Source organism: Nonomuraea sp. NPDC050478, assembly GCF_044458265.1.
GTDB classification, from domain to species: Bacteria; Actinomycetota; Actinomycetes; order Streptosporangiales; family Streptosporangiaceae; genus Nonomuraea; species Nonomuraea ferruginea.
Window position 1 is genome coordinate 886,174 of record NZ_JBITHT010000003.1, and the last position, 20,111, is coordinate 906,284.

A 20,111-nucleotide genomic window follows, 5' to 3' on the forward strand; every position below is an offset into this window, starting at 1 on the left:
GCAGCCTCGGACACATGCGGAAACTCAAGATTCTCGTCTCCGGCGCCGGCATCGCCGGGCCCGCGGTCGCGTACTGGCTGAGCCGGTACGGGTGCGAGGTCACCGTCGTGGAGAAGGCGCCGGGATCGCGGCCCGGCGGGCAGGCCGTGGACTTCAAGGGCGCCGCGCAGCTGGAGGTCCTGGCGCGGATGGGCGTGCTGGAGGAGGTGCGGCGCCGCCAGACCGGCGGGAGTGACCAGGTCATCGTGGACGGCGCGGGCAGGCGGCTGGCGGTCATGCCGGCCGAGTTCACCGGCGGTGAGGTGGAGATCCTGCGCGGCGACCTGGCGGCGCTGCTCCACGAGCGGACCGCCGGCGACTGCGCCTACGTGTTCGGCGACTCGATCGCCGCGCTGGAGGAGGCGGCGGACGGGGTCCGGGTCGCGTTCGAGCGGGGCGCGCCGGGTGTGTTCGACCTCGTGGTGGGCGCGGACGGCATCCACTCGACCGTGCGGGGGCTGGCGTTCGGCCCCGAGGAGCGGTACGTGCGGCACCTGGGCTACTACTACGCCCTGGCCCGGCTGGACGTGGACGGCGCCGGCGAGATGTACAACGAGCCCGGCCGGATGGTGTCGCTGGGCGGGCCGGAGGCGGCGTCGTTCTTCGTCTTCGCCTCAGGGCCGCTCGCCTACGACAGGTTCGACGTGGACGAGCAGCGGCGCGTCCTGGCGGACGCGTACCGGGGCGGTGGCTGGCGGATCCCGGAGGTGCTGCGGGAGATCGCCGCCGTGGACGACGTGTACGTGGACGCGATCAGCCGGACGGAACTCGGCCGTTACGCGCGCGGCCGGGTGGTGCTGCTGGGCGACGCCGCCTACGGCAACACGCTGGGCGGCTTCGGCTCCGGGCTGGCCGTGCTGGGCGCGTACACGCTGGCGGGCGAGCTGGCCGCGGCGGGCGGGGACCACCGGGCCGCGTTCGCGGAGTACGAGGAGGTGATGCGCCCCTACGCGAAGGCCGCCATGAAGGGCAACGCGGGGCCGTTCCTGGCCCCGCCGACGCGGGCGCGCATCGCGCTGCGCAACCAGGTCTTCAAGCGGCGGCTGCTGCTGCGCGGCATGCTGAAGCTGACCGACGCCTTCGCCACCCGCGGCGAGCTCCGGGACTATCCCCAGTGAGGGGGGCGGTTGTCGAGGTAGAAGGCGTCGGGGTCGTCGTCGCGCCAGTCGCCCCAGCCGAGGTCGGTGTCGTCGGAGGTCTGCTCCGGGAGAAAATCCTGCACGGCAATCATGCTACTCGGTGCTACAAACCCCCTCCCGGGCCGGAATCCGGTGCCGGGACACCCCGCGGGAGCGGCGGTACGATGCGAGGGCAGGTTGTCGCCTATCCCCCGTGAGGTCGTTGATGGCCACCCCGACAGGATGGCGGCGAGACGGCAATCTACCGGCGGAGCTGACGAGCTTCGTGGGGCGGACCCGCCTCCTCGCCAACCTCAAGCGACACCTCGGTGAGTCGCGACTGGTCACCGTCACGGGCATCGGCGGAGTCGGCAAGTCCCGCACCGTGCTGCGGCTGGCGCACCAGGTCCGCAGTCTTTACCCCGACGGCGTGTGGTTCGCCGACCTGGCCCGGCTGCAGGACGCGGGCATGGTCCGCCACACGATCGCCTCCGCGCTCGGCATCGCCGACCAGTCCTCGCGCGCCGAGTCCGAGACGCTCTCGGAGTGGGTCGGCGACCGCGACATGCTGCTCATCATCGACACCTGCGAGCACCTCGTGGAGGGGTGCGCCGAGCTGGTGCACGAGCTGCTGGAGGCGGCGCCCAACCTGAAGGTGCTGGCCACCAGCCGCCAGTCGCTCCACCTGCCCTACGAGCAGGTGGTGCCGGTGCCGCCGCTGCAGGTGCCCGACGACGACCCGATGGAGAACCTCTTCACCAACGAGTCGGTGCAGCTGTTCACGGCCCGGGCGGTGGCCGTCCAGCCCGACTTCGTGCTCGACGAGGACAACATCAACGCGGTGGCCGAGCTGTGCCGCCGGCTCGACGGCATCCCGCTCGCGATCGAGCTGGCCGCGGTGCGGCTGCGCGCGCTGTCGGTGGAGCAGATCCTGGGCCTGCTGGCCGACCGGTTCAGCCTGCTGGCCGGGGCCAGCCGCACGGCCCTGCCGCGTCACCAGACGCTGCGGGCGGCCATCGGGTGGAGCCACGAGCTGTGCGAGCCCGCCGAGCGGCTGCTGTGGGCGCGGCTGTCGGTGTTCGCCGGCGACTTCGAGCTCGACGCGGCCCGGTTCGTGTGCTCCGACGAGCGGCTGCCGTCGGAGGACATCACCGACCTGGTGACCGGGCTGGTGGAGAAGTCGATCCTGCTCATCCGCAGCAACCACGCCGGGGTCCGCTACAAGCTGATCGACACGTTGGCGGAGTACGGCGAGGAGTGGCTGGACAAGCTCGGCCAGACCCAGGTCATGCGCCACAAGCATCTGCAGTACTACCTGTCGCTGGCCACCCGCAGCGAGGACGCCTGGTCGGGGCCGCGGCAGATCTACTGGTTCATCCGGATGCGGCAGGAGCACGACAACGTACGGCTCGCGCTGGAGCACGCGCTGCGCACCCCCGGCGAGACGCTCATGGCGCTGACCCTGCTGTCGTCGCTCTGGTTCATGTGGGTGTGCTGCGGCTTCGTCCGTGAGGGACGGCTCTACCTGGAACGGGCGCTGGAGGCCAACCCCGGCGTGAGCAAGGAGCGCTGCAAGGCGCTGTGGGTGCTGTCGTACGTGCGCAGCGCCCAGGGCGACAGCGTGGGCGCGCTGGAGGCGGCCGAGGCGTGCAGCACCGAGGCGGTCCGGGTGGGCGACTCGCGGGCGGTGATCCTGGCCTCCAAGATGCAGGGCACGGCCGCGCTGCTCCAGGGCGACCTGCAGAAGGCGAGCGCGCTGCTGGGCGTGGCGATCGAGTTCAACACCGACAACAAGGAGCTGAACCCGGGCCTGCTGCCCGCCATCGTCGAGCTGTCGCTGGTGCTGTCGGCCCAGGGCGAGGTCTACGAGGCCGAGTCGCTGCTGCAGGACTGCCTGCAGGTGTGCCGTGAGCGGGGCGAGCTGTGGGTCGGCTCGTACGCGCAGTGGGCGATGTCGCTGACCAAGCTGGCCACCGGCCGTCCCGACGAGGCGCTGCACAGCGCCCGCGAGGGGCTGCGGGTCAAGCGCCACTTCCACGACACGCTCGGCACCCTCCTGGCGCTGGAGACCACGGCGCGCATCTGCGTGGCGCGCGACCAGGACCGGGTGGCCGCGGTGCTGCTCGGCGCGCTCCATCAGAACTGGAAGACGGCCGGGCTGCCCATGCTGGGCGCCCCGTTCCTCACCACCGACCACGACCAGTGCGTCAAGGAGTGCCAGAAGTCGCTGGGTGAGAAGGCCTACTGGGCGGCGTTCGAGGAGGGCGGCAGGCTGGACCTCGACGAGGCGTCCGCGCTCGCGCTCGGCGACCTGGACGCCCCGGAGGACTCCACCGGCTGAGACGGTGAACGCCGTGCCCGGGACCGGCACGGCGTGAGGGGGACCGGATCAGACGGCCTGCGGCCAGCGGGTGCCGGTCGGCCAGGCGTGCACGTAGCGCGCGCTGCCCAGCGAGAACTCGATGTGGCCGCGTACCCAGTGTTCGAGGCCCAGGACGTACTTGCGGACCGGCAGCGGCGCCCAGGTTTCGAGGCGGGCGCGCCGCTCGACGAAGGCGTCGATGGCGGCGTTGTGCATCCTGGAGACCTCGTGCAGCGCCTCCTGGAGGGTCAGCGCCCGGTGGGTGGCCAGCACGGTGACCAGGTTGTGCCGGGCCTTGTCGTTGCCGCGTTCCTTGGCGTACGAGAGCAGGTCGTTGTCCCAGCCGATGAGGTCGCAGGCGAGGTCGGACAGGGCGCGCACGTCGGGGTGGTGCCACTCCTCGGCTTCGAGGCGGTAGCCGCCGCCGACGTCGATGAGGGCGAAGCAGGTGAACGTGGCGCCGGTGATGCGCCGCATGAGGACGTAGTCCTCGGGGGTGGGGATGAGGTCGGCCTCGCGGTTGGCGGCCTCCCAGATCTGGGCGAAGAGATACTCCTTCACGGTCGTCCGCCACCGGTCGACCTGGGCGGGGGTGCCCAGCTCGGCGATGCGGTCGAGCAGCTCGCGCAGGGTGACGCCGAAGGGGTCGCCGGGGGCCGGTTCCCTGCGTCTGTCGAGGACGTCGAACAGGGGCGGCAGGGCGCGGGCCAAGGCGGAGGGCCGGTGGCCCATCAGCTCCCCTTCGCAGAACGCGTCGTCGAAGGCGAACAGCCAGTTGTACCAATCGTTGATCAGTCTGAGGCTCTCGCGGGGCACGGGCGGGTTCGTCCGCGCCGCGAGCATGCCGATTTTGGAGCGGCGGAAGTGCTCGATCGCGCCGGTTCCGTCGAGCATGGACGAGGCGGCCAGCCACAGATGGCTCTCGGCGTCGACCTCGGCCGCGTGCTCGTTGATCTCGTTGGGGAAGGGGCACGGGAGCGGAGGGATGCGGAGTGGTCGCCTACCAAAGGAGTGCGCAGAAGTAGCCACCCACCCAGCATGACGAGAGAGTGTCCGAAAGGCCACACTCGGCTACCATCATGCATTTGCAGGTTATTTCATACTGTGAACCATTCGCCCCCTCCGTTGCTCAGGCCCTCCATGCCACCGGAACTGGCGGGGTCGAACAGCCTGGTGGCGGACTCTTCGGGCTCCGGGTCCCCGTCCCTGTATCCCGTTGTGTCTCGATAGGGTGCCCTGCACGGAATCGTTCCGGCTCGCCGTGGGTTCTGGATGTGAGTACCTAGGGAAAGGCTGTCCAACGTGTTCGACCCGACGGATCTATACAGGCTCGCCGAGGACCTCCCCGAGCTGACCGATCCGGTGTTGCTGTATCACTTCGACGGCTTCGTCGACGCCGGGGCCGCCGGACGGCTCGCGCTGCGCCACGTGCTGGACGAGCTGGAGCACCGGGTCGTCGCGACGTTCGACGTGGACCGGCTGCTCGACTACCGGTCCAGGCGGCCGATCATGGTGTTCGACACCGACAGGTGGGTGGAGGTCGAGACGCCGGAGCTGGTCGTCTACAGCGTGAAGGACGCGACGGGCACCCCCTTCCTGCTGATGACCGGCCCCGAGCCGGACCGCGCGTGGGAGCTGTTCATCCGGGCCGTCGGCACGCTCGCCGGCCGGTTCGGGGTGAGCAAGATGGTGACCATGCACGGCATCCCGATGGCCGTGCCGCACACCCGCCCGCTGGGTCTCACCATGCACGCCAGCCGGCCGGAGCTGATGAGCGGCAAGCCGAGCACGTTCGGCCGGGTGCAGGTGCCGGGCAGCGTGGCGGCCCTGATGGAGTTCCGGCTCGGCGCGGAGGGGCGGGACGCGATCGGCTTCGCCGTGCACGTGCCCCACTACCTGTCGCAGGCCGAGTACCCGACGGCCGCGGTCGCCGCGCTGGAGGCGGTCACCAGGAACACGGGGCTGATGTTCCCGCTCGACGCGCTGCGCGAGGCCGCGGAGCGCACGACCGTGGAGATCGAGGAGCAGATCAGCTCCTCGGCGGAGCTGTCCAGCGCGATCAGCGGGCTGGAGCAGCAGTACGACGCGTTCGCGGCCGGCGAGGAGCGCGAGAACCTGATCGCCGAGTCCATCCCGATGCCGACCGGCGACGAGCTGGCGGCGCAGTTCGAGCGGTTCCTGGCGGAGCGCGACGACGATTGATCACCCCGGGTAGCCTGGGGCGATGGACGAGATCCGGGTCGGGCTGATCGGTTACGGCACGGCGGGGGCGGTCTTCCACGCGCCGCTGATCGAGGCCACGCCCGGGCTGCGGCTGACGGCCGTGGTGACGCGCGATCCGGCCCGTCGCGACGAGGTGTCCGCCCGCTACGGCGCCGAGCCCGTCTCCGAGGCCGCGGCGCTGTGGGGCCGGTGCGACCTGGTGGTGGTCGCCTCGCCCAACCGGACGCACGCGAGCCTGGCGGCCGAGGCCCTCGAACATGGCAGGGCGGTGGTGGTCGACAAGCCGTTCGCGCGCACCGCGGAGGAGGCCCGCGCCGTCACCCGGCTGGCCGCCGCGAAGGGCCTGATGCTGACCGTCTTCCAGAACCGGCGCTGGGACGGCGACTTCCGCACCGTACGCCGGCTGGTCGCGGGGGGCGCGCTGGGCGAGGTGCGGCGGCTGGAGTCGCGCTTCGAGCGCTGGCGGCCGGCGCCCAAGGGCGGCTGGCGCGAGACCGGCGGCCCCGGCGACGCCGCCGGGCTCCTCTACGACCTGGGCAGCCACCTGGTCGACCAGGCGCTCCAGCTGCTCGGCCCGGTCACCCACGTCTACTGCGAGAGCGACGTGCGGCGCGCCGGGGTGGCGGCCGACGACGACACGTTCGTCGCGCTGACGCACGCGGGCGGGGCGCGCTCCCACCTGTGGGTCAGCGCGGTGACCCCGAGCCTGGGGCCGCGCTTCCGCGTGCTCGGCTCGTTGGGCGCCTACCTGAAGTACGGGCTCGACGTGCAGGAGGAACGGCTGCGCGAAGGACGGTCGCCGGCCGCGGCGGGGTTCGGCGAGGAGGACGCGGACCGCTGGGGCGTGGCGGGAGCCGGCGACGACCTGCGCGAGGTGCCCACCGAACCGGGCGCCTACCTCGACTTCTACCGCGAGATGGAGTCCGCGCTGCGCACCGGCGGGCCGCCTCCGGTGACTCCCGAGAGCGCCGTGGAGGCGCTGGCCGTGATCGAGGCGGCCCGCCGGTCGGCCGGCGAGCGGACCGTGGTGCGGGTGGGCTAGCCGCGCAGGCGGTCGTACATCGCCTGGCTGTCGTCGTCGGTCCAGCCCTGCCGCGCCAGCCAGCCGAGCGGCCCGCCGAACCTCTCGTCCAGCACGCTCAGGAACTGCTCGATGTAGCGCGGGCGCGGCATGTGGTCGTCGGCCGGGCGCGAGTCGAGGTCGTCGCGGTAGGTGGAGCTGCCGCGCAGGCGGCGCAGGATCAGCTCCAGCCGCTCCCCCGTGGCCGCGTAGTCGGCCACGATGGCCTCGCGGGTGGCGCCGGCCACCTCCAGCGCGAGCGCGCACAGCACGCCGGTGCGGTCCTTGCCCGCGGCGCAGTGCACCACGGCCGCGCCGTCGTCGCGCGCCATCGTGCGCAGCGCCCGCACCACCGCGTCGGGCCGGTCGCGCAGGTAGCCGTAGTAGAAGCCGGTGACGCGCAGCTCCACGTCGCCCTGGCGCTCGTGCCAGGGCAGCACCCGGTCGGCCTCGATGGTGTCGGCCTCGACGTCGGTGCGCCGCCCGCCCTCGGGGAAGAGCGTCAGGTGGTGATGGGTCACCTCGGGCACCTCGGCCAGCGGCCCCGGGCCCTCCAGCGTCACTTCGGGGGTCGAGCGCAGGTCGACCACGTGCCGCAGCTTGAGTTCGCCGACCAGCCGGGAGACGTCGGCGGGGGTCAGTCCCTGGAGGTTGTCCGACCGCAGGATGCGGCCGAACTGTGTGACGCCGCCGTCACGCGTCGGAATCCCGCCCAGGTCACGGACGTTGACGGCGCCGTCGAGATCGATCCATCTGCTCATCACGTTCACCCCGCCGACCCTATATGTCTTGCAAACATGAGCGGATTCGCGGTTCATAACGCAGCATGAACGTATGGATCCACGTGCTCTGCCCCCTCGGCTGGTGATCGATCCATCGCTGCCCCCGGACGTCTCCGTCGAGCTCCGGTCGAGCCCGCACGTGCTCAGACTGGCCAGGTCCGGCTGGCGGATGGCACCTCGCAACCTCACCTGGCTGTTCGTCCTGCCCGGTTTCCTGTTGCTGCTGTGGATGGTGACGGGGACCGGCGCGGTCATCACGGCGGCCGTCGGCGCCGGCCTCTTCGGACTGATCCGCTGGCTCTCCGTCGGGTCGTACAACAGGGCGACCCGCCGCAGGCTCGCCCTGGCCTACGAGTACGCCAACTACTACATCCTCCCCGAGGACCTCGACTACCCCTGCCAGGTGCTGCTGCGGCGCGCCCAGCGGGCGGCCGAGGCGATCCTCGGGTCGCAGGTGCACAGGGAAGGGCTGATCGACACCATCGACAACCGGGTGACGCTGCCGGAGGAGGTCTGGCAGATCGCGCAACGGCTGCGCAAGCTGTCGGCCATGCACGCCGAGCACGGCAAGCTGGTCCCCCGCGAGCTGCCCACAGGGTTGAAGGACGCGTTCAAGCCGTACAGCACCGCGCTGGACGCGGCCTGGACGTCGTTGTCGAAGCGGGTGCGCAACCTGGAGCAGTACGCCAAGCAGGTGGTGAAGGCCGACCGGGTGTTCCACGCGCACCGGCGGCTGGAGGCGCTGGCCGCGCGCACGCCCGACTACCAGGAGCTGATCGCCGACACGGTGCGCGACGACATGGCGCGCGCGCACCTGCGGGAGCTGACCGACCAGGCCGCGCACGCGCGCAAGCTGTTCGAGGAGAGCATCCACCAGGCCAGGCAGGCGGCGGGCGAGCTGCTCAGGCCTCCGCGGCCTTGAGCAGCTCCAGCGTGCGGCGCACGCCGGCCTCGTTGCCCAGGCTGCGGTAGATGTCCCTGGCCTGGCGCAGCGGCGGCCCGGCGGCGCTCCCGGCGCCCGCGTCCAGGTGCGCCTCGCCGATGTACTGCAGGCCGCGCGCCATCCACCAGCGGTCGCCCAGCCGTTCGAAGGCGTCGACGGCGCGGCGCAGCTCGCGCTCGGCCTCCGCCACGCGGCGCAGCCTGCCGAGCACCCGGCCGACCGACAGGGCCGAGCGGGCGACGCCCCAGGAGTCGCCGAGCGCCTCCAGGATCTCCCCCGCCCGGCGGGCCACCTCCAGCTCGCGCAGGCCGCTGGACGGGTCGCCGACCTCGCCGGCGGCGCGCAGGCAGCGGGCCTCCTCCCACAGCTCGCCGCGCCGCCGGAACATCTCGGCCGCCCGGTCCAGGCTGTAGCCGGCCTTGGTGAAGGTCTCGACGGCCGCCCGCTGGTCTCCCGCCCGGTGCAGGCCGCGGGCCTGGGCGGCGAGCACCTCGCCGTACACGCGCAGCGTCTGCGCCTCGGAGTAGCGGTTGCCCTCGCGCTCGAACACCTCCAGCGCGTCCTCCAGCAGCTCCCTGGCCTCCTCGGGGCGCCGTTCCGCCAGCCGCATCTCGGCGAGGTTGCGTTGCGTACGCGCCATCCACCAGAAGTCCTCGACGCCCTTGAACGCGGTGATGGCGGCGACCAGGAACTCCTGGGCCCGGTCGAGGTGGCCGTCGCTGAACAGCGTCATGCCGATGGTGCGCAGCGCCCTGGCCGCCCACCACGTCTCGCCCAGTTCGGTGAACGCCTCCAGCGCCTGCTCGGCGTCCGCCCGGCCGCGCTCCTGGCCGCCCTGCCCGCCCCAGACGGCGGCGCGGTCCAGCGCGGCGATGGCCCGCGCGCGCCGGTCGCCGGCCCGTTCGGCGGCCTCGCAGCCGATGTCGGCGGCCTCCGCCCAGTCGGCCCAGTAGGCGCGCAGCGAGTGGCACAGCGAGCAGAACGCCCGCGACAGCCCCCACGTCAGCTCCCACAGCTCCAGCCGCCTGGCGATGCCGATCATCGCCATGAACGTGAGCCGCTCGGCGTTCAGCCAGTCGCCCGCGTGGATCTGGCCTTCGGCGGTGGAGCGGCGGCCGCCCTTGCTCCAGTCCTGCGGCCAGCGGTTCTGCGCCGCCTCCTCGGCGCGGCGGCGGTAGCCGTGCAGGACGCGCTCGACGGCGTCGCCGCGCCTGGCCGGGTCGTCGTCGCCCGCCGGCTCGGCGGCGAACAGGGCGACCAGGTCGTGCAGCCGGTAGCGCATCGAGCCGGTCAGGTCGGTGCCGGAGCACTCGGCGAGCTGGGCGTCGATCAGCGCCTCCAGCTGGTCGGCGCCGTCCAGGGTGGAGATGTCGAGCAGCTCGCCCGCCACCCAGCCGGGCACGTCGGGCGCCGAGCTGAGGGCGCTGAGCAGCCGCAGCAGCCGCCGCTGCATGCCGGTGCAGTCGTCGTAGCTGAGCTGCACCGAGGCCCGCACGCTCTTGTCCACCGTGGGCGCCAGCTCCAGCTGGTCCAGGCGGCGGCGCTCGTCGGCCAGCCGGTCGGCCATCTGCCGCAGCGTCCACTGCTCGCGGGTGGCCAGGCGGCCGCCGCAGATACCGATGGCCAGCGGCAGGTAGTCGCAGAGCCGCACGATCTCCTTGGCGGACTCCAGGTCCTCGAAGACCCGCTCGCCGCCGGCCAGCCTGGCCAGCAGTTCGACGCCGTGCGCCTCGCTGAACGGGCCGAGCCGGGTGTCGTGGGTGCCGCCGAGGAACAGCGGCTGGCGGGAGGTGACCAGCACGGCGCAGCCGCGTTCGGCCGGGATCAGCGCCTTGACCTGATCGGCGCTGTGCGCGTTGTCCAGGCCGATGAGGATCCTGCGGTCCTTGGTCCAGGTCAGCCAGAGTTTGCGCAGCTCCTCCAGCCCGCCGGGGTCGATGGCCAGCCGGACCCCGAGCGCGCGCAGGAATCCGATCAGCACCTCCTCGGGCCGTACCGGGGAGTCGACGCCGCCGCGCAGGTCGGCGTAGAGGCGGCCGTCGGGGAACGATCCGGCGACCTCCTGGCCGAACCGGGTGATCAGGGATGACTTGCCGACGCCGCCCCTGCCGTACACGGAGACCACCAGCGCCGGTGCGGGGGCCGCGGCCTTCCTGCGGGCGGCGAACACCTCGCGCAGCTCGGCCAGCGCGTCGGCGCGGCCGGTGAAGTGCTCCGGCACGGGCGGCCACTGCTCGGGCGCCCTGGAGGCGGGCTCGGCCGGTGTCACGCGGCGGGGCCGCACCTCGGTGGTGGCCCAGGTGGCCACGCCCACCAGGAGGGCGGCCGCCGCCGTGACGCCCACCTTGGCCACCGGCGGGATCTCCCACTCCAGGGCGGCCGCGAAGATGCTGGCCGCGGCGGCGGCGAAGCCCGCGGCGACCGGCGCGGCCACCCCGATCTTTCTTAACCGCCGCGGTCGCGGTTTGTCAGGCAGGTCACCTGTCATGATCGGATTCAAACCGATGGGGCACGGCTCGCGCCAGCCGTACCCCATCGTTCATTCAGACGCCCACCACGAGACACGTGGCGGTCGCGGACTTGGCCGGGTCGCTCTCCGAGGTGGCGGTGAGCTTGACCCGGGCCAGCCGGTCGCCGCCGGAGCCGCGGACGGCGTTGACGGTCACGGTGTCGTGCCCGCCGAACTCGACGGTGGCCAGCGCGTTGGGCGTCTGAGCGGTCCAGCCCTTGCCCGAGACCTCCGCGGTGAGGCGGTAGACGTCGGACTTCAGGTAGGCGCTGACGTCCTCGGGGTGCTGCCCCTGGGCGGGGGCCGACCTGCCGGTGTTGAACAGCGGGAATCTGCAGGTGGACAGGTTCTTGCCGGACGGGACGCCGGCGCCGGGCAGCAGCCGCACGCCGCGCCGCTGCGGGCCCGCGCCGTCGAGGGAGCGGATCGCCACGGTGTAGGACAGGATGCCCTTGCGGTCGCGGTGCACGTCGGTGATGTAGAAGTGCAGCCGGTTGGCCTCGTCGACGTACTCGTACTCGCTGCCGGAGTCGGTGCCGGCGTGGAAGAGCGCGTCGGACAGCTGACGGTAGTCGCCGATCGTGATCGGCACCTCGGTGCCGTCGGGCATCACGTAGTCGGTCATGCCGATGTCCTGCGGGTTGGCGTCGATCACCCACTCGAACGGTGCCCGGTCGGCGTTCTTGGTCTTGGCCAGGAGCACGCCGGAGTCGGGGGTGAACGAGTCGCTGCCCATCCGGTCGACGACCTCGACCGTGTAGTTGTCGTAGCCGCCGCCGTCGCACATCGGGTCGGTGCCGGGGTCGCAGGCGGGGCTCTTGTCACCGGTGTCGAAGGCGATGTTGATCCCGGACAGGCCCTTGTCGCCCGGCTGGACGGCGCGGGCGGTCACCTTGGCCGTGACGAGGCCGGACTCGTCCAGCGCCTCACGGGACAGGCGCAGCACGTTCCGCTCGTCCACCATCTCCAGCTTGATCTTGTTGCGGAGCATGTGCTGCGCGCCCATGGACGCGCCCGCGGTGGGCGGGATCAGCCAGCGGGAGTGCGGGCCGCCGGGCCCGTTGAAGCTGCCCCGGCTGAGCATCTCCCAGATGCCGGTGTACGCGCGCCGCGGCGGCACCCCGTACGGGTTGTTGTAGTTGTCGGCGATGCCCATGATGTGGCTCAGCTCGTGGGCGTAGACCGCCATGCCCGAGCTCTCGGCCTGCACCGAGTCGATGCCGAAGCGGGCGTTGGGCCAGAACGTGGAGCCCGCCTGCCAGGAGGTCCACTCGACGTAGCGGGTCCTGGACCAGTTGGGCAGGGCGGGGTCGTTCTCGGGGCCCCACGCGTCGGGCACGTCCTCCTTCGTGGGGAACTTCATCATGCCGAACTCCTGCCAGGTGGACGACTCGTCCTGGCCGGCGCTCACGTAGAAGACGAAGTCGAACTGGTCGGCCACCTCCTGGCCGACGTCGGCGAGCCAGGCGGCGTTGCCGTCGGTGCGCAGGTTGCGGTTGCAGGTGTCGCCGGCGGGGCAGGCGTCCCGCTGGTACTCCAGCGCGTACTCGTGGTCCTTGCCGGGCATCGTGTACGGGCCGAACCCGGTCAGATCGACGCCGTAACGCCCGCCGGAGTCCTCCATCCAGTACTCGTGGATGGTGTGGCCCTTGTTGAGGTCGTTCGGGGTGTTGAGGAAGTCCTGGTAGAACTTGGCGACCTGGTCGCGGGGCACGTCGTGGGCCTGGGCGCTGGGGTTGCCGAAGATGGTCGAGCCCTGGGGCTGGGTGACCACGAACGGCTGGTTGGGGTAGTCCAGCAGCACCAGCGCGCCCTTGAAGGTGCGCACGGAGCCCTCGGCGGAGGGGTCGTTCCAGTTGGTGCCGGGGATCTTCTTGTAGTCGGCCCACGTCATGTGGTCCGGGTTCTCCCAGTTCTGCGGGTCGATCGGCTCGAAGCCCGCCGAAGGCCGGCCGCGCAGGGCGCTGGGGTTCTCCGCGGGCGCGTCACGCTGCCAGGGCTGGGTCTGGGGCCAGTGGTCGAGCCGCCAGGGATGCTCGGGGTCGTCTGCGGGGGGTGCTGCGGAAGCGGGAGTCGCCATCAGGCTCACCGGGATCAGCACGATGGCTGACAGCACGGCTCCCAGCAGTTTCTTCGGGACAATCACGGCTCGACGGTATAGAGCATATTGACCGAGATCACCGTTCAGTTGTAGGGAAGACCTGTAGCAGCGCTTCCAACAAATGATGAAAAGTCCTGATCAAGGGGCGCCCGTGGCGGATCTTCAGCGGATCGTCGACGACCTCGCGGCCCGGCTCGGCCGCCCGCTCCTGCTGGAGGACCGGCTGCAGCGGGTCATCGCCTACAGCGAGCAGAACGGCGCCATGGACGACATCCGCCGCGACTCCATCCTGCGCCGCCGCACCACGCCGGAGGTCCGCCAGTTCCTGCGCGCCGCGGGGGTGCACGACGCGCAGGACCCGCTGCGCACGCCGGGCGCGCCGCAGCTCGGGCTGCTGCCGCGGTGGTGCGTCCCGGTACGGCACGAGGCGGCGCTGCTGGGATTCCTGTGGTTCATCGACACGGCGCCGGCCATGTCGGGCCCTCAGGTGGCCGAGGCCGCCGCGGCCGCTCCGGCGCTGGCCCTGGCGCTGTTCCACGAGAGCCTGGCCACCGGCCTGGCCTCGCACCGGGAACTGGAGGCGGTCAGCGGGCTGCTCATGGGCGAGCGGGAGGCGGCGCTCCAGCTCATCGAGGCGGGCGCGTTCCCGCAGGCGCAGCCGGTGACCGTGCTGGTGGCCAGACCGCCGGCGGGCGAGCCGGACGACGCGCTGCGCCTGGCGCTGGAGCAGGGGCTGCTGGCGCTGCGGCGGCGGCTGAGCGGGCACCACCCGCTGCATCTGGTCCGCTACGACCACGCGGCGCTGCTCGTGGCCGGCCCGCCGATCGCCGCCGACGAGGTGCACGCGGCCATGTCGGTGCCGGTCGTGGTCGGCATCGGCCGCCCGAGGCCGGCGCTGGCCGAGGCGGCCGGGTCCTACGCCGAGGCGCGGCACGCGGCGGACGTGGCCGCGCGGGTGCCGGGCCTCGGCCGTTCCGCGCTGTGGGAGCGGCTGGGCGTCTACCGGATGCTCACCCGGCTGCCCGACTCCGAGCTGCATCCCGGGCTGGAGCCCCTGCTGGGCGACACGCAGCACCTGCCGCTGCTGGAGACGCTGGAGACCTATCTGGACCTGGCGGGCAGCGCCGTCGCCACCTCGCGTGCGCTGCGGCTGCACCGGACCTCGCTGTACTACCGGCTGCGGCGCGTCGAGGAGCTGGCCCGTACCGACCTGAAGGACGGCGGAGAGCGGCTGGCGCTGCACCTGAGCCTCAAGCTGGCCCGTCTGTCAGGCCGCTACCGGCCGCGTGACGGGATCGGATGATTGCGGTGTGCACGCGCGCTCACGTTTAATGCATAAAAGGGATATTTGCCACGGGAGTATCGATGGGGGTCGTGAAGCGCGCGCGTCCGGCTCTGAACCCCCGTGTGTCCAGACCCGTGGTCCTCCATTCCGCGACGCTGGTCCTGCCCATCGCCACCGAGCCGATCAGGAACGGAGCCGTCGCCGTGCGTGGCGAGCGGGTGCTGCGCGTCGGGCCGCGCGACGAGCTGCTGGGCCGCTACCGCGTCACCGAGGAGCACCACTGGCGCGGGACGATCGTCGCCGGGCTGGTGGACGCGTACGCGTCGGGCGGCGCCCCCGGGCCGGGGGTGGTGGCCCGCGCGGCCGAGCTGGGCGACCCCGCCGCCGCTCCAGGGCCGGCCGCGAGCGTCGCGTACGTGCCCGTGACCTGCGAGTCGGAGCGGGAGTGGGAGGAGAGCCGGCGCGACGCGCTCATCACGGCCATCCGCGAGATGGACCGGCCCGTCGGCATCGCCCCGCACACGCGCGACCCGCACGTGCTGGAGGACGTGGCCCTGCTGGCCAGGACGTTCGGCCTGCGGCTGCTGGTCGACCTGGACCGCCATTCCCTCGCCGGGCTGGACGAGGCGGGCGTGCTCGGGCCGCACTGCCACGCGGCGTGCGCCCGGCCGCTGGACCCGGGCGAGCGCAAGCTGCTCAAGCTGCGGGGCACGACGGTGGCGCTGCGCCCCGGGCCGGGCGTCGACGAGTGGCCGGCGCTGGTCGAGGAGGGCATCCCGCTCGCCATCGGCACCGCGCCGGCGCACGGGGACGTGCTGGCGTGCGCGGCGGCCGTCCGGGCGCGGGTGCGGGAGCTGGGGCTGCGTCCGCGCGGGCTGGACCGCGCGCTGGTGGAGGCCGCCACGCTCGGCGGCGCCAGGGCCCTCGGCATGGCGGGCGGGCCCGGCGGCCTCGGCCGCCTGCATCACGGCGGCCGGGCCAGCTTCGCGGTGTTCGAGGCCCGCGGGCGCTATCCGTACTCCGCCCTGATGCACGGCCCCGCCTGCCTGGCCACGATCATCAGCGGCCGCGTGTACCCTGCCTGACCAGCCAGGCCACGGATTACCACTATGCCTACCTGCCCTACCCGGAGCGCAGGCGCTGCTCGGGCTCGGCGCCGAGAAGCGGTTCCCCGCCGGGCAGGTCCTGATGCAGCAGGGCTAAACCTTTCCACGGGGTGAAATAGCACACATTTCGGTCATTCCGGAATCCAGCTTTCGGAGCGGCGTGTTCCCCCCTCGGCCGCACCGTCAAATCCGGGACAAGTCTTGTCGCTCACCGCCTCTACTTTCCGTGCCCTGCGTCATCACAACTACAGGTTGTGGGCAGGGGCGGACCTCGTCTCCATCACCGGCACCTGGATGCAGGTGCTGGGCGTGAACTGGCTCGTCCTCACGATCACCGGCTCGGCCACCAGCGTGGGGCTCAGCCTGGTCATGCAGGCGCTGCCCACGCTGCTGCTCGGCATGTGGGGAGGGGCGCTGGCGGACCGGCTGCCGACCCGCCCCGTCGTGGTCGCCGCCCAGCTCGCGCAGGCCGCGCTCGCCGCCGTGCTGGCCGTGATCGCGCTGACCGGGGTGCGGTCGCCGCTGCCGATCTACGCGGTGGCGCTGGCCGGCGGGGTGGTGTCGGCCCTGGGCGGGCCGGCGCTCGGCCGGTTCGGGGCGGAGGTGGTGCCCCGGGAGGACCTGCCGAACGCGATGGCGCTCGGCTCGATCATCAACTCGGCCGGGCGCATCCTCGGCATGTCGGTGGCCGGGATGATGCTGCCCATCACCGGGAACGCCGTGCTGTTCGCGGCGAACGCGCTCACGTTCTTCGCGGTGATCGTCGCGGTGATGCGCATGCGGTCGTCGGAGTTCCACGAGCTGGCCGCCGAGGAGCACCGGCCAGGGGCGGTGCTCGCGGGGCTGCGGTACGTGGCGCGCACCCCGTGGCTGCTCGTCCTGCTCGCGCTGTCGATCGTGCTGGGCAGTCTGGGCCGCAACTACCAGGTGACCATGGCGGCGATGAGCGCGGGCCCGCTGGCAGCGGGCGCGGGCGGGTACGGGCTGCTGTCCACGGTGTTCGCCGCCGGGACCGTCGTGGGCGGGTTCCTCGCCGCCTCGCGGCCTCGGCTGACGATCCGGCTGCTGCTGATCTCCGCGTTCGCCATCAGCGTGCTGCAGGCGCTGAGCGGCCTGATGCCGTCGCTGGCCGCCTTCGCCGCCTTCATGCTGCCCATCGCGGCCGGCGCCATCCTGGTCGACACCACGGTCTCGGCGCGGGCGCAGCTCGACAGCCCGGACGCCATGCGCGGGCGGGTGCTGGCCGCGCTGGGCATGGCCGGCGCCGCGTCGGGCGCGCTGGGCGGGCCGGTGCTGGGCTGGCTGAGCGACTCCTTCGGCCCCCGGCTGGCGCTGCAGGTGGGCGGCGTCTCCTGCGTCGTCGCGACGCTGCTGGCGGCGGCCGCGCTGGCGCGGTTCAGGAAGACCGCCACCGGCCCGGCTCCGGCGCGTGTGGCGATGGAGAACGCCTAGTCTCGACGGGTGCGAAACACCCGATACGCCCCCTCTGGGATGGTATGCAGCATCGACCATCTCGCGTCCGCCGCCGGGGTGACGGCGCTCGACCGCGGCGGTTCCGCCGCCGACGCCGCCATCGCCGCCAACGCCGTGCTCGCCGTCACCTCCCCGCACATGTGCGGGCTCGGCGGCGACCTCTTCGCCCTCGTCCACGACGGCCCCGCGTTATCCGGCCCGCGCCCTGGTCCCGTACGAGACGGCCACCCGACGGACGGCGGGCCGGTCCACGCGCCCAACGCGTCCGGCAGGTCCGGGGGCGGTGCGGACGGCGGGCCGGTTCACGCGCTCAACCTGTCCGGCAGGGCCGGGACCGGTGCGGACCGCGGGCCGGTTCACGCGCTCAACGCGTCCGGCAGGGCCGGGAGCGGTGCGGACGCCGGGCGGTTGCGTGCGGAGGGGCACCGGCGGATGCCGCACCGGCTGGACGTCAGGTCCGTGCCGGTGCCCGGCTGCGTGGACGGCTGGCTCGCGCTGCACGCCCGGTACGGCCGGCTCCCGCTGGCCGACGTGTTCGCGCCCGCCGTACGGCTGGCCCGCGACGGTTTCCCGGCCTCGCCGCTGCTGGCGCCGATGGCGCGGGAGATCGCGGACCGGCCGGACGCCGGCGACCTCGCCGAGATCCGGGCCGCCGGGGACCGGGTCCGCAGGCCGGGCGTGGCCCGCGCGCTGGAGGCGGTGGCCGAAGGCGGGCGCGCCGGGTTCTATCTGGGCGAGTTCGGCGAGGGACTGCTGGAGCTGGGGTCAGGCGAGTACACGCGGGCCGACCTGGAGCGGGACAACGCCGACTGGGTGGAACCCCTGCGGGTGCGCGCGTTCGGCCACGACGTGTGGTCCGCCCCGCCCAACTCCCAGGGTTACCTGCTGCTGCTCTCGCTGGGCATCCTGGACGGGCTGGAGCTGCCGCCCTCGACCGCGCACGCCGCCTGGGCGCACGCGCTGGCCCGGTCCGCCCGCGCCGCCGCGCACGACCGCGACGCGCTGCTGCACGAGCACGCCACCGGCCTGCTCTCCCCCGCCGAGATCGAGCGCCGCCGGGCGCTGACCGGTCGCGGGGACCTCAAGGTGCCCGCCGCCGACGGCGACACCACGTACCTCTGCGCGGTGGACGGCGACGGGCTCGCCGTCTCCCTCATCCAGTCGAACGCCTCCGGTTTCGGCAGCTTCCTGTTCGAACCCCGTACCGGCATCAACCTGCACAACCGCGGCATCGGCTTCTCGCTGGAGCCGGGCCACCCCGCCGAGTACGGCCCCGGGCGGCGGCCGCCGCACACGCTCACGCCCGCGCTCATCACCCGCCCCGACGGCTCGCTCCGCTCGGTCGCGGGCACGATGGGCGGCGACGCGCAGCCGCAGATCCTGCTCCAGATCATCACCAGGCTGCTGCGGTACGGGCAGAGCCCGGGAGAGGCGATAGCGGCGCCGCGCTGGCGGTTCGGCAGCGGCACCGGCTTCGACACCTGGCGCCGCGCCGAGGGGGCGGTGGTGGAACTGGAGGACGGCACCGGCTGGCGCGACGGGCTGGCCGCGCTCGGCCATCGGGTGTCCCCGGTGCCCGGCGGCGCGTTCGGCCACGCGCACCTCATCGACGTCCTGCCGGACGGGATGCTGGCCGGTGCGACGGACCCGCGCGCGCTGACCGGCGCGGCGATTGGGCGGTGAGGGAAGGGGTAGCCACGGACGTCATGGCAACCGACGTCATCACCCTGATCACGAATGACCACCGCAAGGTCGAGGCGCTCTTCGAGCGGCTCAAGAAGGAGGAGGGCGACCCCAAGGCGGCCGTGACCGAGTTGCACGCCCTGCTCATCGCGCACGCCCGCGCCGAGGAGGACCGGGTCTACCCGGACCTCGACGCGCACCACGGCCTGGAGGAGCACAAGGAGGCCGAGGTGCTCCTCGACGAGCTGGTGCGGTCCCGGCCCGGCACCCCCGAGTTCCGCCGGACGCTGGACAAGCTCGTCGAGTCCGTCAACCACCACGTCGAGGAGGAAGAGGGCGAACTGCTCCCGCAACTGGCCGAGCAGGCCGGCGAGAAGCGGCTGCGGGAGCTCGGCAAGGCCTTCGAGGAGCGCCGGGACGAGGAGCTGCGGGCCCTGACGGCCGGCGGCGCCACCAAGGCCGAACTGTACGAGCAGGCCCAGAAGGCGGACATCCCCGGCCGTTCCCAGATGGACAAGGAAGAACTGCAGGAAGCCGTACGCAAGACCACCTAACCCGCCGGCGGGGCGGGTCAGGCGGACCACGTCTTGAACCCGACCGGCAAGGCGGGTCAGGCCAGGCGGACCACGTCTTGAACCCGACCGGCAAGGCGGGTCAGGCCAGGCGGACCACGTCTTGAACCCGACCGGCAAGGCGGGTCAGGCCAGGCGGACCACGTCTTGAACCCGACCGGCAAGGCGGGTCAGGCCAGGCGGCGCAGCGCCGGGAGCAGCGCGTGCAGGTCGTCGGCGATCACGTCGGCGGCCTCGCGCGCCTCCGGCCGCGCCGCGTGCAGGTAGCCCCACGGGCCGCGGCGCAGCAGGGCGGTCCGCATCCCGGCCGCGGCGGCGGGGCGCACGTCGTTGTCGAGCCGGTCCCCCACGTAGAGGATCTCCCCCGGCTCGCGCCCGGCGACCGCGGCCACCTTGGCGAAGAACCCGGGCGCCGGCTTGGACACCCCCCACCCGTCGGAGGTGTGCACCGAGTCGACGGGCAGCTCCATCGCGACCAGCGCGTCGTAGGCCCGCACCGGCTGGTTGCCCGCCAGGATCACCTGGTAGCCCGCCTCCCGCAGCCCGCCGAGCGCCTCGCGCACGTCGGGGTAGAGGTCGTCGGCGTCGAAGTGGTTGCGCAGGCTGTCAGGCTCGTCGCGCTCCCAGGCCGCGATCTCGGCCTCGACGTCGAACCCGGGCCGCACCAGCTCGAACCCCTCGCTGAAGGACTGGTCCAGCGCGGCCATCCCGCCGAGGACGCCCATCAGCACGAACCTCGGCACCCCGAGCCGGTCGGCCCACCGCGACCAGATCCGCGTCTCGTCGATCACGGTCTCGCCGACGTCCAGCACCACAGCCTTGATCATCAAAACCCATCCGTCATCTGGAATTTTC

At 72.7% G+C, this 20,111-nt stretch carries 15 protein-coding genes; 10 read left to right on the forward strand and 5 right to left on the reverse strand.

Annotated elements, in window-relative coordinates; all coding sequences use genetic code 11:
- Positions 1 to 14 precede the first annotated feature (14 nt).
- Together ACIBF7_RS18415 and ACIBF7_RS18420 are read left to right on the forward strand one after the other, a co-directional pair.
- Positions 15 to 1,157 (forward strand): FAD-dependent monooxygenase, encoded by a 1,143-nt coding sequence (locus ACIBF7_RS18415; RefSeq protein ID WP_397197650.1) that lies wholly within the window; start codon positions 15 to 17, stop codon positions 1,155 to 1,157.
- Positions 1,158 to 1,371: 214 nt separating this feature from the next.
- On the forward strand, positions 1,372 to 3,498 hold the full coding sequence (locus ACIBF7_RS18420) for an ATP-binding protein (RefSeq protein WP_397197651.1): 2,127 nt from the start codon (positions 1,372 to 1,374) through the stop codon (positions 3,496 to 3,498).
- 48 nt (positions 3,499 to 3,546) lie between these two features.
- Here the strand turns inward: ACIBF7_RS18420 and ACIBF7_RS18425 are convergent, their stop codons facing one another.
- Positions 3,547 to 4,548, reverse strand: a complete 1,002-nt coding sequence (locus tag ACIBF7_RS18425; RefSeq protein ID WP_397197652.1) for a hypothetical protein — start codon at positions 4,546 to 4,548, stop codon at positions 3,547 to 3,549.
- A gap of 273 nt (positions 4,549 to 4,821) precedes the next feature.
- Here ACIBF7_RS18425 and ACIBF7_RS18430 point away from each other — a divergent pair, with 273 nt between their 5' ends.
- Positions 4,822 to 5,721 (forward strand): proteasome assembly chaperone family protein, encoded by a 900-nt coding sequence (locus tag ACIBF7_RS18430; RefSeq protein ID WP_148030263.1) that lies wholly within the window; start codon positions 4,822 to 4,824, stop codon positions 5,719 to 5,721.
- A 22-nt stretch (positions 5,722 to 5,743) separates the two neighbouring features.
- The gene (locus ACIBF7_RS18435; protein ID WP_397197653.1) at positions 5,744 to 6,784 is read left to right on the forward strand and encodes a Gfo/Idh/MocA family oxidoreductase; all 1,041 of its coding nucleotides are present in this window, start codon (positions 5,744 to 5,746) and stop codon (positions 6,782 to 6,784) included.
- On the opposite strand, the gene ACIBF7_RS18440 is transcribed toward ACIBF7_RS18435, so the two are convergent.
- Positions 6,781 to 7,563: a tyrosine-protein phosphatase gene (locus tag ACIBF7_RS18440; RefSeq protein ID WP_148030261.1), complete on the reverse strand. Its 783-nt coding sequence runs from the start codon at positions 7,561 to 7,563 to the stop codon at positions 6,781 to 6,783. The two genes, ACIBF7_RS18435 and ACIBF7_RS18440, sit on opposite strands and share 4 nt — an antisense overlap.
- 73 nt (positions 7,564 to 7,636) lie before the next feature.
- Between ACIBF7_RS18440 and ACIBF7_RS18445 the strand changes: the two genes are divergently transcribed.
- Positions 7,637 to 8,506 (forward strand): hypothetical protein, encoded by an 870-nt coding sequence (locus ACIBF7_RS18445; RefSeq protein ID WP_148030260.1) that lies wholly within the window; start codon positions 7,637 to 7,639, stop codon positions 8,504 to 8,506.
- On the opposite strand, the gene ACIBF7_RS18450 is transcribed toward ACIBF7_RS18445, so the two are convergent.
- Positions 8,487 to 11,015 (reverse strand): tetratricopeptide repeat protein, encoded by a 2,529-nt coding sequence (locus tag ACIBF7_RS18450; protein ID WP_364230083.1) that lies wholly within the window; start codon positions 11,013 to 11,015, stop codon positions 8,487 to 8,489. The two genes, ACIBF7_RS18445 and ACIBF7_RS18450, sit on opposite strands and share 20 nt — an antisense overlap.
- Before the next feature lie 55 nt (positions 11,016 to 11,070).
- Positions 11,071 to 13,182, reverse strand: coding sequence for a M6 family metalloprotease domain-containing protein (locus ACIBF7_RS18455; RefSeq protein WP_364230085.1), 2,112 nt, complete (start codon positions 13,180 to 13,182; stop codon positions 11,071 to 11,073).
- A 106-nt stretch (positions 13,183 to 13,288) separates the two neighbouring features.
- Here ACIBF7_RS18455 and ACIBF7_RS18460 point away from each other — a divergent pair, with 106 nt between their 5' ends.
- The 5 genes from ACIBF7_RS18460 to ACIBF7_RS18480 all read left to right on the forward strand — a co-directional run bounded on the left by ACIBF7_RS18460 (position 13,289) and on the right by ACIBF7_RS18480 (position 19,238).
- The gene (locus ACIBF7_RS18460; RefSeq protein WP_148030258.1) at positions 13,289 to 14,440 is read left to right on the forward strand and encodes a CdaR family transcriptional regulator; all 1,152 of its coding nucleotides are present in this window, start codon (positions 13,289 to 13,291) and stop codon (positions 14,438 to 14,440) included.
- A 104-nt stretch (positions 14,441 to 14,544) separates the two neighbouring features.
- Positions 14,545 to 15,507, forward strand: coding sequence for an imidazolonepropionase-like domain-containing protein (locus tag ACIBF7_RS18465; RefSeq protein WP_364230087.1), 963 nt, complete (start codon positions 14,545 to 14,547; stop codon positions 15,505 to 15,507).
- Between the two features lie 222 nt (positions 15,508 to 15,729).
- Complete coding sequence (locus ACIBF7_RS18470; RefSeq protein ID WP_397197654.1) at positions 15,730 to 16,980, forward strand: MFS transporter; 1,251 nt, start codon at positions 15,730 to 15,732, stop codon at positions 16,978 to 16,980.
- Positions 16,981 to 16,989: 9 nt separating this feature from the next.
- The gene (locus tag ACIBF7_RS18475; protein ID WP_364230089.1) at positions 16,990 to 18,684 is read left to right on the forward strand and encodes a gamma-glutamyltransferase; all 1,695 of its coding nucleotides are present in this window, start codon (positions 16,990 to 16,992) and stop codon (positions 18,682 to 18,684) included.
- Positions 18,685 to 18,707: 23 nt separating this feature from the next.
- Positions 18,708 to 19,238 carry a hemerythrin domain-containing protein gene (locus tag ACIBF7_RS18480; RefSeq protein ID WP_148030255.1) on the forward strand — a complete coding sequence of 177 codons (531 nt, stop codon included), beginning with the start codon at positions 18,708 to 18,710 and terminating at the stop codon, positions 19,236 to 19,238.
- A 188-nt stretch (positions 19,239 to 19,426) separates the two neighbouring features.
- On the opposite strand, the gene ACIBF7_RS18485 is transcribed toward ACIBF7_RS18480, so the two are convergent.
- The gene (locus ACIBF7_RS18485; protein ID WP_271275943.1) at positions 19,427 to 20,083 is read right to left on the reverse strand and encodes an HAD family hydrolase; all 657 of its coding nucleotides are present in this window, start codon (positions 20,081 to 20,083) and stop codon (positions 19,427 to 19,429) included.
- Positions 20,084 to 20,111: the final 28 nt, after the last annotated feature.

Bases quoted from the DNA above. Each gene is read 5' to 3' on its own strand.
- ACIBF7_RS18415 (WP_397197650.1), top strand. From the start codon at position 15: ATGCGGAAACTCAAGATTCTCGTCTCCGGCGCCGGCATCGCCGGGCCC.
- ACIBF7_RS18435 (WP_397197653.1), top strand. From the start codon at position 5,744: ATGGACGAGATCCGGGTCGGGCTGATCGGTTACGGCACGGCGGGGGCG.
- ACIBF7_RS18440 (WP_148030261.1), bottom strand. From the start codon at position 7,563: ATGAGCAGATGGATCGATCTCGACGGCGCCGTCAACGTCCGTGACCTG.
- ACIBF7_RS18445 (WP_148030260.1), top strand. From the start codon at position 7,637: ATGGATCCACGTGCTCTGCCCCCTCGGCTGGTGATCGATCCATCGCTG.
- ACIBF7_RS18450 (WP_364230083.1), bottom strand. From the start codon at position 11,015: ATGACAGGTGACCTGCCTGACAAACCGCGACCGCGGCGGTTAAGAAAG.
- ACIBF7_RS18480 (WP_148030255.1), top strand. From the start codon at position 18,708: ATGGCAACCGACGTCATCACCCTGATCACGAATGACCACCGCAAGGTC.
- ACIBF7_RS18485 (WP_271275943.1), bottom strand. From the start codon at position 20,083: ATGATCAAGGCTGTGGTGCTGGACGTCGGCGAGACCGTGATCGACGAG.